The 14,035-nt window shown below is 71.6% G+C and carries 12 protein-coding genes; 1 reads left to right on the forward strand and 11 read right to left on the reverse strand.

Going from position 1 to position 14,035, the window contains the following annotated elements:
- Nucleotides 1-75 precede the first annotated feature (75 nt).
- Nucleotides 76-1,854 carry an acetyl/propionyl/methylcrotonyl-CoA carboxylase subunit alpha gene (locus LCG91_RS10430; protein ID WP_058749347.1) on the forward strand — a complete coding sequence of 593 codons (1,779 nt, stop codon included), beginning with the start codon at nucleotides 76-78 and terminating at the stop codon, nucleotides 1,852-1,854.
- Between the two features lie 161 nt (nucleotides 1,855-2,015).
- Here the strand turns inward: LCG91_RS10430 and LCG91_RS10435 are convergent, their stop codons facing one another.
- The 11 genes from LCG91_RS10435 to LCG91_RS10485 form a co-directional block, all read right to left on the reverse strand.
- A complete protein-coding gene (locus LCG91_RS10435; RefSeq protein WP_224441337.1) occupies nucleotides 2,016-2,969 on the reverse strand; it encodes a hypothetical protein in 954 nt (317 codons plus the stop codon).
- A gap of 291 nt (nucleotides 2,970-3,260) precedes the next feature.
- A complete protein-coding gene (locus LCG91_RS10440) occupies nucleotides 3,261-4,925 on the reverse strand; it encodes a phospho-sugar mutase (protein ID WP_224443130.1) in 1,665 nt (554 codons plus the stop codon).
- A gap of 92 nt (nucleotides 4,926-5,017) precedes the next feature.
- Nucleotides 5,018-5,845 (reverse strand): purine-nucleoside phosphorylase, encoded by an 828-nt coding sequence (locus tag LCG91_RS10445; RefSeq protein ID WP_058728860.1) that lies wholly within the window; start codon nucleotides 5,843-5,845, stop codon nucleotides 5,018-5,020.
- Between the two features lie 32 nt (nucleotides 5,846-5,877).
- Complete coding sequence (locus LCG91_RS10450; RefSeq protein WP_058728861.1) at nucleotides 5,878-6,156, reverse strand: PTS sugar transporter subunit IIB; 279 nt, start codon at nucleotides 6,154-6,156, stop codon at nucleotides 5,878-5,880.
- Nucleotides 6,153-6,599, reverse strand: a complete 447-nt coding sequence (locus LCG91_RS10455) for a PTS sugar transporter subunit IIA (RefSeq protein WP_224441338.1) — start codon at nucleotides 6,597-6,599, stop codon at nucleotides 6,153-6,155. Before LCG91_RS10455 ends, LCG91_RS10450 begins: the two co-directional genes overlap by 4 nt.
- Before the next feature lie 2 nt (nucleotides 6,600-6,601).
- A complete protein-coding gene (locus tag LCG91_RS10460) occupies nucleotides 6,602-7,714 on the reverse strand; it encodes an adenosine deaminase (RefSeq protein WP_058728863.1) in 1,113 nt (370 codons plus the stop codon).
- Nucleotides 7,715-7,848: 134 nt separating this feature from the next.
- Complete coding sequence (locus tag LCG91_RS10465; RefSeq protein ID WP_224441339.1) at nucleotides 7,849-9,138, reverse strand: thymidine phosphorylase; 1,290 nt, start codon at nucleotides 9,136-9,138, stop codon at nucleotides 7,849-7,851.
- Between the two features lie 4 nt (nucleotides 9,139-9,142).
- Nucleotides 9,143-9,541, reverse strand: a complete 399-nt coding sequence (locus tag LCG91_RS10470; RefSeq protein WP_058728885.1) for a cytidine deaminase — start codon at nucleotides 9,539-9,541, stop codon at nucleotides 9,143-9,145.
- 187 nt (nucleotides 9,542-9,728) lie between these two features.
- Nucleotides 9,729-11,012 carry an ABC transporter permease gene (locus LCG91_RS10475; RefSeq protein ID WP_058749342.1) on the reverse strand — a complete coding sequence of 428 codons (1,284 nt, stop codon included), beginning with the start codon at nucleotides 11,010-11,012 and terminating at the stop codon, nucleotides 9,729-9,731.
- Nucleotides 11,009-12,385 (reverse strand): ABC transporter permease, encoded by a 1,377-nt coding sequence (locus LCG91_RS10480; protein ID WP_224441340.1) that lies wholly within the window; start codon nucleotides 12,383-12,385, stop codon nucleotides 11,009-11,011. The genes LCG91_RS10475 and LCG91_RS10480 overlap by 4 nt, the downstream gene beginning before the upstream one ends.
- A gap of 49 nt (nucleotides 12,386-12,434) precedes the next feature.
- Nucleotides 12,435-13,955 (reverse strand): ABC transporter ATP-binding protein, encoded by a 1,521-nt coding sequence (locus tag LCG91_RS10485; protein ID WP_058749341.1) that lies wholly within the window; start codon nucleotides 13,953-13,955, stop codon nucleotides 12,435-12,437.
- Nucleotides 13,956-14,035 lie beyond the last annotated feature (80 nt).

Here is a 14,035-nt window from a genome sequence, read left to right on the forward strand (position 1 = left end):
CCACACTGCTCGGCACCGTTTCTTTGTACGTGCCGGTCAAATCCGGTCGCCGCTGCACGAATACGCTGACGTACCATGCCCCGTATCAGCAAGGTCCTCATCGCGAACCGCGGCGAGATCGCCGTCCGCATCATCCGCGCGGCTCGCGACGCTGGCAAGGCCTCGGTCGCGGTGTACGCCGACCAGGACCGTGACGCACTCCACGCCCGTCTCGCCGACGAGGCCTACGCGCTGAACGGCACCACGAGCGCCGACACGTACCTCGTGATCGACAAGATCATCTCGGTCGCCCGTCGCTCCGGCGCGGACGCCGTGCACCCCGGCTACGGGTTCCTCGCCGAGAACGCCGACTTCGCTCGCGCCGTCATCGACGCCGGGCTCACCTGGATCGGCCCGTCGCCGGAGTCGATCGAGCAGCTCGGCGACAAGGTCTCCGCGCGTCACGTCGCCGAGAAGGTCGGCGCGCCGCTCGCGCCGGGCACCATCGAGCCGGTGGCGGACGCCGCCGAGGTCATCGCGTTCGCGGACGAGGTCGGGCTGCCGGTCGCCATCAAGGCTGCCTTCGGCGGCGGTGGCCGTGGTCTGAAGGTCGCCCGGACGCGCGACGAGGTCGCCGCGCAGTTCGAGTCGGCGACGCGCGAGGCGATCGCGGCGTTCGGTCGGGGCGAGTGCTTCGTCGAGAAGTACCTCGACAAGCCGCGCCACGTCGAGACCCAGTGCCTCGCCGACCAGCACGGCAACGTCGTCATCGTCTCGACCCGTGACTGCTCGCTGCAGCGCCGCCACCAGAAGCTGGTCGAGGAGGCGCCCGCGCCCTACCTCACGCCCGACCAGGAAGCGCGGCTGTACGAGTCGTCGAAGGCGATCCTGCGCGAGGTCGGCTACGTCGGCGCCGGCACGTGCGAGTTCCTCATCGGCGCCGACGGCACCGTGTCGTTCCTCGAGGTGAACACCCGCCTGCAGGTCGAGCACTGCGTCTCGGAAGAGGTGACGGGCATCGACCTCGTCCGCGAGCAGTTCCGCATCGCCGAGGGCGGCACGCTCGACTACGACGACCCCGCGCCGCGCGGCCACTCGTTCGAGTTCCGCATCAACGGCGAGGACCCCGGTCGCAACTTCTTCCCGGCCCCCGGCCCCGTGCACGCCTTCACCGCTCCCTCCGGCCCCGGCGTCCGCGTCGACTCCGGCGTGGTCTCGGGCGACGTCGTCTCGGGCTCGTTCGACTCGATGCTCGCCAAGCTGATCGTCACGGGTGCCACGCGCGAGGAGGCGCTCGAGCGGTCGCGTCGGGCCCTGGCGGAGTTCGAGGTCACCGGTCTGCCGACCGTGCTGCCGTTCCACCGTGCGGTCGTGTCCGACCCCGCGTTCGCGACGGACGACGAGACGCCGTTCTCCGTGTACACGCAGTGGATCGAGACCGACTTCCAGAACGACATCCCGGCGTGGAGCGGCTCCCCCGAGGAGCTCCCCGCCCCGGCCGCGCGCGAGAGCGTCGTGGTCGAGGTCCAGGGCAAGCGCATCGAGGTCACCATGCCCTCGATCGTCGGTGGTGGCGCTGCCGGTGCGACCGGTCGTCGTCCCGCCGGCCCGTCAGCTCCCCCGAAGCGCCGTTCGTCCGGCGTGAAGGGCGGGCTCGCCTCCTCGGGCTCGGTGACGTCGCCGATGCAGGCCACCGTGGTGAAGCTCGCGGTCGCCGAGGGCGACACCGTGGTGAAGGGCGACCTGCTCGTCGTCCTCGAGGCCATGAAGATGGAGCAGCCCGTCCAGGCCCCGCGCGACGGTGTCGTGACCGGCCTGAACGCCCCCGTCGGCCAGACGGTCTCGTCCGGTCACGTGCTGCTCGAGCTCGCGTAGCGCGCCCGCGGCGCCGCCGCAGCACACCCCGCCGAATGCGGGGTGCGCCGCAGCGCCCTCAGCACAACCGGAAGCACCTCGCGCCACGCGAATTCCTGGCGCGAGGTGCTTCCGGTTGTGCTCCGGCACGTCACACCGTGTGACGTGCGCTCGACGTCGACTCATCGGACCGTCGTGAAACGGGCTCGCGCAGTCGGCACACCAAGGGAGCGCAAGACCGCTCGCAACTGATCAGTGTCGTCGGTCTCGGCGACACCGATCCGGCCGACTGCTCGGATGTCGGGGTGTCGGCGCAGACGGTCCTCACGCCGCTTCTCCGCGACGAGCACGTCGGCAGCCGTCATGCCGGCGGCGCGCATCGCGGCATCGGCGTACTTCACCCGTCCGTCGAACTCGAGGACGACCCCCTGGTCCGGGAACCAGAAGTCGACGAAGCCGATCGTGCCGGATCCGTCCCGGAACTCGTGCTGCAGCACCGGCGGCGGGGCCCCCACCTCGTCGAGCGCCACCCGAGCCACCGATTCGCCCGGTGATCCGGAGCGCCCGTCCCCGAGTACGAGGGCACGCTCGGCCCGGGCGCGGAACTGGACGGCGGCGCTGCTGTCGAGCGCCGTGCAGAGTTCCTCCGGGCTGCATCCACGAGCGAGCGCCTGGTCCACCGCCGGAACGCTCGTGCGGAGCGGGCACGACACCGCGAGGTCGACCACGGTGCTCGCCAGGTCGGTCAGTGCGCGTCCGTTCGCCACCATGGACGACGTCCGGAGCGTCCGGCCGAGACCCGCCCGCTTGTGCACCGACCGCAGTGACTGGCCAGTGGCACGGAGCGGGTCGATGACTTCGACCGTCACGGGGAACTCGCCGGGCCAGGGCAGCCCGTGCAGCGCCGCAGCGGATGCGTGCGAGACCACCAACCACGGGGCGAGACGATCGTGCAACGCCTTCACCCGAGCGATGTGCCGCTCACCCGGGGTCGCGCGTCGCCACTCGTCCGCCACGACGAACCGACCCGGCGCGAGTCGGACGAGCTCGCCCCGCAACGCGCGCTCACGATGCGCCCTTCCGCGTCGCCCTGTCTCGTCAGCGCCGCCACCGACCAGGATCTCCAACCTCGCCATGTCACGAGCGTGCCTCGTCCGGAGGCTGTTGCCCCGCCTGCTCGGACCACCTGTGAGCGGATCCCCTTCGTCTCGAGTCTGTGCAGGAGGACCGACCGACGAGGACTTCCGGACTCGTCCTCGACACCGAGCAGCCGTCGGTGGTGCCGGGATGCGCGAACGTCTCCGCGCGGCGCCGGCTGCTCGGGCACAACCGAAAGCACCCCGCGCCGGGGAAGACGGTGGCGCGAGGTGCTTTCGGTTGTGCAGAGGTGACGCAGAGCGGGCCGCCGCCGCCGCCGCCGCGCCGCGCTACGACACGCGCGGGCGCACGTCGGCGGCGAGGGCGTCGACGAGCGCCTGGGCCTGGGCAGGGGTGCCTGCCACGGTGTCGATGTAGACCTTCACCTTGGGCTCGGTGCCGCTCGGGCGGACGATGACCCGCGCGCCGCCCTCGAGGTCGTAGCGCAGGATGTCGGACGGCGGGAAGCCCTCGACCCCGTCCGAGTAGTCGGTGACGCCGGTGACGCCGAGACCACCGAGCGACGAGGGCGCCGACGACCGCAGGGCCGCCATGATCGCCCCGATGCGCGACAGGTCGTCCACGCGGGTCGACACCTGGCCCGAGGCGAACGCTCCGAACTCGGCCGCGAACGCGTCGAGCTGGTCGGCGATCGTCCGCCCGTCCGCCGCCAGGGACACGGCGAGGTCGAGCAGCGCCAGGGCCGCCGAGATGCCGTCCTTGTCACGGACCACCGTCGGGTCGACGAGGTAGCCCAGGGCCTCCTCGTAGCCGAACACCAGCCCGGGCACGCGTGACACCCACTTGAAGCCGGTCAGCGTGTCGCGGTACTCGAGCCCGTACCGCTCGGCCACGCGGGACAGCGCGGGCGAGGACACGATCGACGCGGCGAGCGTGCCAGAGGTGTCCGGCGACCCGGCGGCGAACGCCTCGGCCGCACGCCAGCCGAGCAGCCACCCGACCTCGTTGCCGGACAGGCGACGGAAGGACCCGGCACCGTCCGGGATCGCGAGCGCGAGCCGGTCCGCGTCGGGGTCGTTCGCGATGACGAGGTCGGCGCCGACGGCGACGCCCCGCGCGACCGACAGGTCCATCGCGCCGGGTTCCTCCGGGTTCGGGAACGACACGGTCGGGAAGGCCCCGTCGGGCTCGATCTGCTCAGGGACGACGACCGGCTCCGCGAAGCCCGCAGCGGCGAACACCGCGCGTGCGGTCTCCCACCCGACCCCGTGCATCGCCGTGTAGACGACCGTCGGCTGCGCGTCGGCCGGGAGGCGCGGGGCCGGCACCGTCGCAGCCGTCGCGTCCACGTACGCCCGCACCAGGGCCTCACCGGCCACCGTGTAGTCCGTCGCGCGGACGAGGTCGCGCAGGTCGCCGGCGGCGACCTGGTCGATCGCCGCGGCGATCTCACCGTCGACCGGCGGGACGATCTGGGAGCCGTCGTCCTCACCCCCGAGGTAGACCTTGTAGCCGTTGTCCCGCGGCGGGTTGTGGCTGGCGGTCACCATCACGCCTGCGCCGACACCGAGGTGGCGGACGGCGAACGCGAGCACCGGGGTGGGCAGCGCCGACGGCAGCAGGGTGACCTCGAGCCCGAGGCCGCGCATGACCTCGGCGGAGTCCCGGGCGAAGACGTCCGAGTTGACCCGGCCGTCGTAGCCGATCACGACGCTGCGGTCGCGCCCGGTGTCGATCAGGAAGCGTGCCAGGCCCGCGGCGGCCTGCGTCACGACGACACGGTTCATCCGCTGCGGACCGGCGCCGAGCTCGGCGCGGAGCCCCGCGGTGCCGAAGGCCAGCCGCCCGGAGAAGCGCTCGCGCAGCGACGCGACCGCGGTCTCGTCCACGGGGTCGCCCGTGGCGGCGGCGACGAGCGCGTCCAGCTCGGCGCGGGTCTCGTCGTCCGGGTCCTGCTCCGACCAGGACCTGGCGGCGGTGAGCACCGCCTCCAGGCCGTCAGCAGCGGCGCCGTCCGTCGCGGGCTCGGTCCCCTCGCCGAGGTCGCCGTCCGCGATCGCGCCGTCCGAGGCGCCCTCGTGCCGGGTCACAGCGCCGCCACCACGCGGGCGAGGAGGTCGGCGATGACCGGCTCGGCCTCGCGCCCGGCCTCGAGGACCTCGGCGTGCGAGAGCGGGGTCTTCTGGATGCCCGCGGCGAGGTTCGTGATGAGGGAGAAGCCGAGGACCTCCATGCCGGCCTGGCGTGCGGCGATCGCCTCGAGTGCGGTGGACATGCCGACGATGTGCCCGCCGATGGTCTTGGCCATCTGGACCTCGGCCGGGGTCTCGTAGTGCGGGCCGCGGAACTGCGTGTAGACGCCCTCGTCGAGGGTCGGGTCGATCGACTTCGCGACCGCGCGCAGACGCGCCGAGTACAGGTCGGTCAGGTCGACGAACGTGGCGCCCTCGAGCGGGCTGTCCGCCGTCAGGTTGATGTGGTCGCTGATGAGGACCGGCGTGCCCGGCTTCCAGTGCTCCTTGATGCCGCCGGCGCCGTTCGTGAGCACCATGACCGACGCACCCGTCGCCGCAGCGGTGCGGACGCTGTGCACCACGCGGCGGACGCCGTGGTTCTCGTAGTAGTGGGTCCGCGCACCGATGACGAGTGCGTGCCGGCCGTCCTGCAGGCGGATCGACCGGACCGTGCCGGAGTGCCCGGGCACCGCCGAGGCGCTGAAGCCGGGGACCTCGGCCGCGGGGATCTCGGACACCGTCTCGCCGATGATGTCGGCGGCCTTGCCCCAGCCGGACCCCAGGGTCAGGGCGATGTCGTGCCGCTCGATGCCGGACCGGTCGGCGATGACGGCGGCGGCGTCGCGGGCGACCTCGAACGGGTCGGCGGCGGGGTCGTTCAGCGGGTTCTCCGTGCTCATGCCCCAACTCTAGAGGCAGCGTCGGGAGCCGCTCAGTGCTCCCCGAGCGCCCGGTCCACCGCGGCGGTGATCTCACCCTGGTCGAAGTGGTTCCGGATCACGATGACCTCGGCGTAGGTGTCCCCGATCGCCTCGACGAACTCCTGGCTGGTGAGGATCACGTTGGCGTCCTCGGCCACGGCGCGCACCGAGGCGACGTCCGCCGCGACGACCGACGCCGACAGCCCGAGCGCGTCGAGGGCCTTCTCGGCGTTCACCTTGAGGATGCCGCTCGACCCGATCCCCGCACCGCAGATCGTCACGATCTTCACGCCGGCACCCCCATGATCGTCCGGACCTCGTCCGCCGAGGTCGCCGCTGCGAGGCGAGCGGTCACGGTGTCGTCGTTGAAGGTGTTCGCGATGTCGCCGATGGACTCGAGGTGCGTGCCGACCTCGGCGACCGCGAGCCCGAGCACGACCGACACCGGGTCGTTGTGCGGGTGCCCGAACGACACCGGTTCCCGCAGTGTCACGACGGCCAATCCGTCACGCAGCACCGAGGGGCCCGGCCGGGCGTGCGCGAACGCGAGCCCGGGCGAGATCACGATGTACGGTCCGTGCTCCTCGACCAGGTCGATCATCGCGTCCGTGTAGGGCGGCGTCGCGGCGCCCGAGGTCACGAGCGCACCACCGGCGAGCCGGAGCGCGTCGCGCCACGAGGACGCGCTCGCCCCGAGCACGACGGCGTCGTCCGGCAGCGGCGGGAGGGCCATCGCTACGCCTCCTGGTGTCCGGCCGTGATGGTCGCGATGATCTCCTCGCGGTCCTCGAGCGGCAGGAACGAGCCGAGGGCGGCGTTGATCTGGAACGCGGCGAGGTCGTCGAGGTCGTACCCGAAGGTGCCGGCGAGGAGCGCGAGCTCCTTCGACAGCGAGGTGTTGCTCATCAGGCGGTTGTCGGTGTTCACCGTGACGCGGAACCCGAGCTGGTACAGCACGTCGAACGGGTGGTCGGCGAGGTCGTCGCCCCACGCCGCGATCGCGCCGGTCTGCAGGTTCGACTGCGGCGCGACCTCGAGCGGGATCTCGCGGTCGCGGACCCACGACGCGACCTCGCCGAGCGACGCGAGCGTCGAACCGTCGCCGGCGTCGGACAGGGTGATGTCCTCGAAGATCCGGACGCCGTGCCCGAGGCGGAGGGCGCGGCCGTCGACCAGCGCCGAGCGGATCGACGCGAGCCCGTCGGCCTCACCCGCGTGGACCGTCACCGGGAACAGCTCCGACGCCAGGTACTCGAACGCCGCGCGGTGGTTCGCCGGCGGGAACCCGGCCTCGGCCCCCGCGATGTCGAAGCCGACCACGCCGCGGTCGCGGTGCCGGACGGCGAGCTCGGCGATCTCGAGGGACCGGTCGGCGTGGCGCATCGCCGTGACGAGCTGGCCGATCCGGATCGAGCCGCCGGCGGCGTCCACGGCCTCCTCGATGCCGGCCTGCACCGCCTCGACGGTCTGGTCGAGCGTCAGCCCGCCCCGCAGGTGCTGCTCCGGTGCCCAGCGGATCTCGCCGTAGACGACGCCGTCGGCGACGAGGTCCTCCACGAACTCCTTCGCGACGCGGTGCAGCTGCGGTGCGGTCTGCATCACCGAGGTGGTGACGTCGAAGGTCTTCAGGTACTCGACGAGCGAACCGCTGTTCGACTGGTCGGCGAACCACGCCCCGAGTGCCTCGGGGTCCGTCACCGGCAGCTCGATGCCCGCCTGGTCCGCCAGGTCGACGACCGTCGCGGGGCGCAGGCCGCCGTCGAGGTGGTCGTGCAGCGAGACCTTGGGCAGGTCGTCGATGACCGCTCCGGCGTCGGGCAGGCGGTGGGTGGGGGCGTCGGCGCTCATGCCCCCAGGCTATCGGTGGTCGCCGACGCCGCGTCCGTACCTGTGCACAACAGACGGGCGGACGGACTGGAGGCTCCCCACAGCCGTGCAGGGAGCCTCCGGTCGTCGACGTGGCCGGGTCGCGGCCGTGGCGCTCAGCCCGTGATGCGCTCGCGCACGATCGGTCCGCGCTCGGGCGCGGTCGTCCCGATCGCCCAGGCACCCTCGAGCGACTCCAGCGCGCGGTCGAAGCGTGCCGGCTCGTCGGTGTGGAGCGTCCAGAGCGGCTGCCCGACTGTGACGGCGTCGCCCGGCTTGACGTGCAGCTCGATGCCGGCACCCGCCTGCACCGGGTCCTGCGCGCGGGCACGACCGGCTCCGAGGCGCCACGCGGCGATGCCGAACGGCAGGGCGTCCTGCTGCACGAGCACGCCGGACTCGGTCGCGGTGACGACGTGCTGCTCCCGCGCGACCGGTAGGTCGGCAGCGGGGTCGCCGCCCTGCGCCGCGATCATCCGACGCCACGTGTCCATCGCCCGACCGTCGGCCAGTGCTGCCGCGGGGTCGGCGTCCGGCAGCCCGGCGAGCCGCAGCATCTCCTCCGCCAGCGAGACGGTCAGCGCGACCACGTCGGACGGCCCACCACCGGCGAGCACCTCAACCGACTCGCGGACCTCGAGCGCGTTGCCGATCGTCAGCCCGAGCGGGACCTCCATGTCGGTGAGCAGCGCCGAGGTCGCCACGCCGGCGTCGTTCCCGAGGTCGACCATCGTCTGCGCGAGCTCCTTCGACGCCTCGTACGTCGGCATGAAGGCACCCGAGCCGAACTTGACGTCGAGCACGAGCGCGCCCGTGCCCTCGGCGATCTTCTTCGACATGATGCTCGACGCGATGAGCGGGATGCACTCGACCGTGCCCGTGGTGTCCCGGAGCGCGTAGAGCTTCTTGTCGGCCGGGGCGAGCCCGGAGCCGGCGGCGCAGATGACCGCACCCACCTCCGACAGCACCTGCATCATGCGGTCGTTCGAGATCGACGCCTGCCAGCCCGGGATGGACTCGAGCTTGTCGAGCGTGCCGCCGGTGTGACCGAGCCCGCGCCCGGACAGCTGCGGGACCGCGACGCCGAACGACGCCACGAGCGGCGCGAGCGGCAGCGTGATCTTGTCCCCGACGCCACCCGTGGAGTGCTTGTCCACCGTGGTCTTGCCGAGTGAGCCGAACGACATCTGCTCCCCCGACGCGATCATCGCGAGCGTGAGGTCCTTGATCTCCCGGCGCTCCATGCCGTTCAGGAAGATCGCCATCGCGAGCGCCGCCATCTGCGGGTCCTCGACGTAGCCGCGCGTGTAGGCGTCGACGAGCCAGTCGATCTCGGGGGTGCTCAGCGCATCGCCGGACCGCTTGGTGCGGATGAGGTCGACGGTGTCGAAGGGCTCGACGGCCATGTGATCAGTGCTCCTGCTGGTAGGTGGCGAGGGTGCGGGGCCCGAACGCGTCGGGCAGCACCTGGTCGATCGTGCGGATGCCCGAGACCGTCTCGAGGAGCATGCCCTCGGTCGAGTGCTCGAACAGCAGCTGCCGGCAGCGGCCGCAGGGCATGAGCGTCGCGCCGTCGCCGTCCACGCACGTGAACGCGACGAGCTTGCCGCCGCCGGTCATGTGCAGCTGCGACACGAGCGAGCACTCGGCGCACAGGGTGACCCCGTACGACGCGTTCTCGACGTTGCAGCCCGAGACGATCCGTCCGTCGTCGGTGAGCGCCGCGGCGCCCACCGGGAACGACGAGTACGGCGCGTAGGCGCGCCGCATCGCGGCGGTCGCCGCCTCGCGCAGGGCGGTCCAGTCCACGTCGACGCCCGCGTCGACGGCGCCGGTGTCCGTGTCGCTGTCGGTGTCGGTGTCGGTGTCGGTGTCGGTGTCGGCCTGGAGGCTCGCGGCCGGGTCCGTCCAGGACGGCTCGCCGGTCACGGGGTCGGTGGCGACCGTGTGGTCACCTGTGGGATTCGTGTCGGTCATGTGCCGTGCCTCCCGTCCGTCAGCTCTTGGTGTACGGCTTGCCGGCGGCCGCCGGTCCGCGCGACTGCCCGACCAGGCCGGCGACCGCGAAGATCGTCACGACGTAGGGCAGCATGAGCAGGAACTCGCTCGGCACCGGCGAGTCGATCGCACCGAGGATGTTCTGCAGGTTCGACGCGAAGCCGAACAGCAGCGCCGCGAGCGTCGCCCGGATCGGGTCCCAACGACCGAAGATGACGGCGGCCAGGGCGATGTAGCCCGCGCCGGCGGTCATGTCCTTGGTGAACGGCCCGACCGCGTCGAGCGTGAAGTACGCCCCACCGAGACCGGCGATCGCGCCTGCGAGCGACACGTTCCAGAAGCGCGTCCGCGCGACGTTGATGCCGACGGTGTCCGCGGCCTGCGGGTGCTCGCCGACCGCGCGCAGGCGGAGGCCCCAGCGGGTCTTGAACAGCGCGAAGGTGACGACCGCGACGGCCACGTAGGCCAGGTAGACGACGACCGTCTGCTCGAAGAACACCGGGCCGATGACCGGGATCTGGTGCAGGACCGGGATCTCGAGCTTCGGGAACCGGACGCCGACGTTGAGCGTCTGCTCGTTCGGCGAGAGCACCTGCGAGTAGAGGAAGCCGGTCAGGCCGGAGATGAACGCGTTGATGACGACACCGACGATGACCTGGTCGACCAGGTACTTGATGCTGAACGCTGCGAGGACGAAGGACACCAGCACGCCGGCGATGAGCGCGCCGACGAGGCCGACCCACGCCGAGCCGGTGAGCGAGGCGATCATCGCCGAGGTGAACGCGCCGGCGAGGAACTGGCCCTCGATCGCGATGTTCACGACACCGACGCGTTCGGAGATGACGCCGCCGAGGGCACCGAACACGAGCGGGACGCTCAGGCCGAGGGCACCGACGAGCAGGCCCGGCACCGGGATGGTGTCGCCGGCGGCCGACCAGGTCAGGAAGCCGACGACGAAGACGATCGCGAAGACCGCGGTCAGCCAGAGCGGGATCCGACGGGATGCACGGACCTCGACGACGGCGTACACCGTGGCCAGGGCCAGCAGGACGATGACGACGATGCCCGTGCCGGTCGCGGGGAGCGGGACGTTCGGCAGCGCGAAGAAGTCGCCGCCGTTCGCCAGGCGGAACGTGGTGTCGCCGGCACGGTGCAGCACGCCGAAGAACAGCAGCGCCAGCAGGGTGAACACGCCGAAGCCGATCGGGGCCTTCCAGCTCCGGGTCGTCTCGATCGGACGGTCGGACAGCGCCGGTGCGGGCGCCGTGGTGGTGGTGCTCATGCGGCGACCGCCTTCCGGGAGTTCTTCGCGGCACGACCGCGACGACGCGCACCCGGCTGCGGGATGCGGAAGATCGCGCGGACGAGCGGCGGTGCGGCGATGAACAGGACGATGAGCGCCTGGATCACGCCGACGATGTCGATCGGGATGTCGTTCGCGGCCTGCATGGCGTAGCCGCCGTTCTTCAGCACGCCGAACAGGATCGCGGCCCAGAACACGCCCCACGGCTTCGAACGACCGAGGAGGGCGACCGTGATCGCGTCGAAGCCGATGCCGGCGTCGATGCCCGAGGTGAAGCCCGAGGTCACGGCACCCTGCACCTGGTACGCACCGGCGATGCCGACGAGCGCACCGGAGATCACCATCACCCAGATGGTCAGTGCGGGGACGCTCATGCCGGCGACGCGGGCGGCGCGGGGGTTCTCACCGATCGTGCGGAAGCGGAAGCCGAGCGACGACTTGTTGACGAGCCACCACACGACGACCACGGCGACGAGTGCGACGACGAAGCCGAGGTCGATCCCGTAGCGCGGGCCGAACAGCGCCGGGAACACGGCGCTCTCCTTCGTGGCGGGCGAGATCGGGTTCGAGCTCCCCGGGGCCTGCAGCAGGCCAGGGGTACGGAGCAGGTAGCTGACCAGGTAGAGCGCGACGTAGTTGAGCATGATCGTCAGGACGACCTCGTTGGCACCGGTGCGGGCCTTGAGGACACCGACCAGACCGCCCCAGACCGCACCGCCGACGATGCCGGCGAGGACGGTCAGCGGGATGTGGATCGCGGCGGGGCCGTCGAACGAGAAACCCACCCAGCCGGCCGCCGCGGCGCCGATGAGGATCTGGCCCTGGCCGCCGATGTTGAACAGGCCGGCGCGGAACGACAGGGCGATGCCGAGACCGGCGGCGATCAGCGGGACGGAGTAGTCCACCGAGCGCGTGATCGGGGCGATCGCCTGGGCGAAGGAGCTCGCACCGAAGTTGATGACCGAGCCCTGGAAGAGCGACTTGTACGCCCCGCCGACCGCGGTGCCGACGGCCTGGAAGGTGTCGGTCGGGCGGGCGAAGAAGTACCCGGCTGCCGCGCGGACGTTCTCGTCGGTGACGGCGATCAGGATGCCGCAGGCGACGAGGGCGAGCACGACGGCGAGGACCGTGACGAGGACGGAGCCGTTGACGATGCTCTGCAGCGCGGTGCTCCAGCGGTCACCGCCGCCGGCCCGGCGCTCGGCGTCGTCGGCCGAGTCCGTCATGAGGTGCGGGGTGCCCTCGACGTCCTGCAGGCGGTCGTCGGTGGGCGCCTCGGCCGGGGTCGCCGACGTGCGGTCGTGCTCGGCCGGGGTGGCCGGCTGCGTGTTGTCTGGCGTGGGGGTGCTCACGCTGCCAGCTCCGTTCCTGCTGTGGTGGTGCTGTGGAGTTCGCCGGCCATCATGCGACCTGCTCCGTTCCTTCGGGGATCTCCCCGGCCATCATGAGGCCGAGGACGTCGCGCGGGGTGTCCGCGGGGACGATGCCGACGATGCCGCCGCGGTACATGACCGCGATCCGGTCGGCGAGCGCCACGACCTCGTCGAGCTCCGTGGAGACGACGATGACCGGGACGCCGGTGTCGCGGGTGGCGACGATGCGCTTGTGCACGAACTCGATCGAGCCGACGTCGATGCCGCGCGTGGGCTGCGCGGCGACGAACAGCCGCAGCTCGCGGCTGAGCTCGCGGGCGAGGACGATCTTCTGCTGGTTGCCGCCGGACAGCCGACCGGCCGCGGTGGTGCGGGACGGCGTGCGGATGTCGAACTCGGCGATCTTCTCGTCGGCGAACGCGTCGCGCTCGGCGGAACGGATCGTGCCGGCCCGGACGAACTCGTCGTGGTCGGCGCGGTCGAGCATGAGGTTCTCGGCGATCGTGAACTCCCCGACCAGGCCGTCCTCCTTGCGGTCCTCGGGCACGAAGCCCACGCCCGCGTCGAGGACCTGCTTCACCGTGCGACCGGTGAGCTCCTTGCCGTCGAGCGTGATGCGGCCCGCGTGCACGGGCTCGAGCCCGATGATCGCCTCGGTGAGCTCGGTCTGCCCGTTGCCCTGCACGCCGGCGATGGCGAGGACCTCGCCCCGGCGGACGGTGAACGAGACGTCGTCGACGAGCACGACGCCGGACGGGTCGGTGACGGTCACGCCCTCGACGACGAGGGCGTCCTCGCCGCCGGTCGCGGGCGTCTTGTCGACGACGAGCGAGACGGCACGGCCGACCATGAGCGCGGCGAGCTCGTTGTTCGTCGCGGTCGGCGAGGCCTCGCCGACGACCTTGCCGAGGCGGATGACCGTGATCCGGTCGGCGACCTCGCGCACCTCGCGCAGCTTGTGCGTGATGAAGACGATGGCGGTGCCGGCCTCGCGGAGCTGGCGCATGATGCCCATCAGCTCGTCGGTCTCCTGTGGCGTCAGGACGGCGGTCGGCTCGTCGAAGACGAGGACCTTCGCGTCGCGGGACAGCGCCTTGATGATCTCGACGCGCTGCTGCACGCCGACGGGCAGGTCCTCGATGCGCGCGTCGGGATCGACGTCGAACCCGAAGCGGTCGCTGATCTCGCGGACGCGCTTGCGGGCGCCGGCCAGGTCGAGACGTCCACCGAAGGTCGTCTGCTCCTGACCGAGCATGACGTTCTCGGCGACCGTGAACACGGGCACGAGCATGAAGTGCTGGTGCACCATGCCGATGCCGGAGCGCATGGCGTCGCCGGGGCCGTCGAAGTCCTGGACGACGTCGTCCAGGAGGATCTCGCCCTCGTCCGCCTGGTACAGGCCGTAGAGCACGTTCATCAGGGTGGACTTGCCCGCACCGTTCTCGCCCAGGAGGCAGTGCACCTCGCCGGGTTCGACGGTGAGGGAGATGTGGTCGTTCGCGACCAGGGGGCCGAACCGCTTCGTGATCCCGCGGAGCTCGAGCTTCATGTTGTCTACTGCGTTCCTGTTGGTCAACGCGCCACCCGTCGGTGGACGCGCGGAAACGCGGGCGGAGGATCGATCCCCCG

The organism is Curtobacterium sp. TXMA1 (assembly GCF_020162095.1).
Taxonomy (GTDB): domain Bacteria; phylum Actinomycetota; class Actinomycetes; order Actinomycetales; family Microbacteriaceae; genus Curtobacterium.

Bases quoted from the DNA above. Each gene is read 5' to 3' on its own strand.
- LCG91_RS10430 (WP_058749347.1), top strand. From the start codon at position 76: ATGCCCCGTATCAGCAAGGTCCTCATCGCGAACCGCGGCGAGATCGCC.
- LCG91_RS10435 (WP_224441337.1), bottom strand. From the start codon at position 2,969: ATGGCGAGGTTGGAGATCCTGGTCGGTGGCGGCGCTGACGAGACAGGG.
- LCG91_RS10445 (WP_058728860.1), bottom strand. From the start codon at position 5,845: ATGAGCACGGAGAACCCGCTGAACGACCCCGCCGCCGACCCGTTCGAG.
- LCG91_RS10455 (WP_224441338.1), bottom strand. From the start codon at position 6,599: ATGGCCCTCCCGCCGCTGCCGGACGACGCCGTCGTGCTCGGGGCGAGC.
- LCG91_RS10460 (WP_058728863.1), bottom strand. From the start codon at position 7,714: ATGAGCGCCGACGCCCCCACCCACCGCCTGCCCGACGCCGGAGCGGTC.
- LCG91_RS10465 (WP_224441339.1), bottom strand. From the start codon at position 9,138: ATGGCCGTCGAGCCCTTCGACACCGTCGACCTCATCCGCACCAAGCGG.
- LCG91_RS10475 (WP_058749342.1), bottom strand. From the start codon at position 11,012: ATGAGCACCACCACCACGGCGCCCGCACCGGCGCTGTCCGACCGTCCG.
- LCG91_RS10485 (WP_058749341.1), bottom strand. From the start codon at position 13,955: ATGAAGCTCGAGCTCCGCGGGATCACGAAGCGGTTCGGCCCCCTGGTC.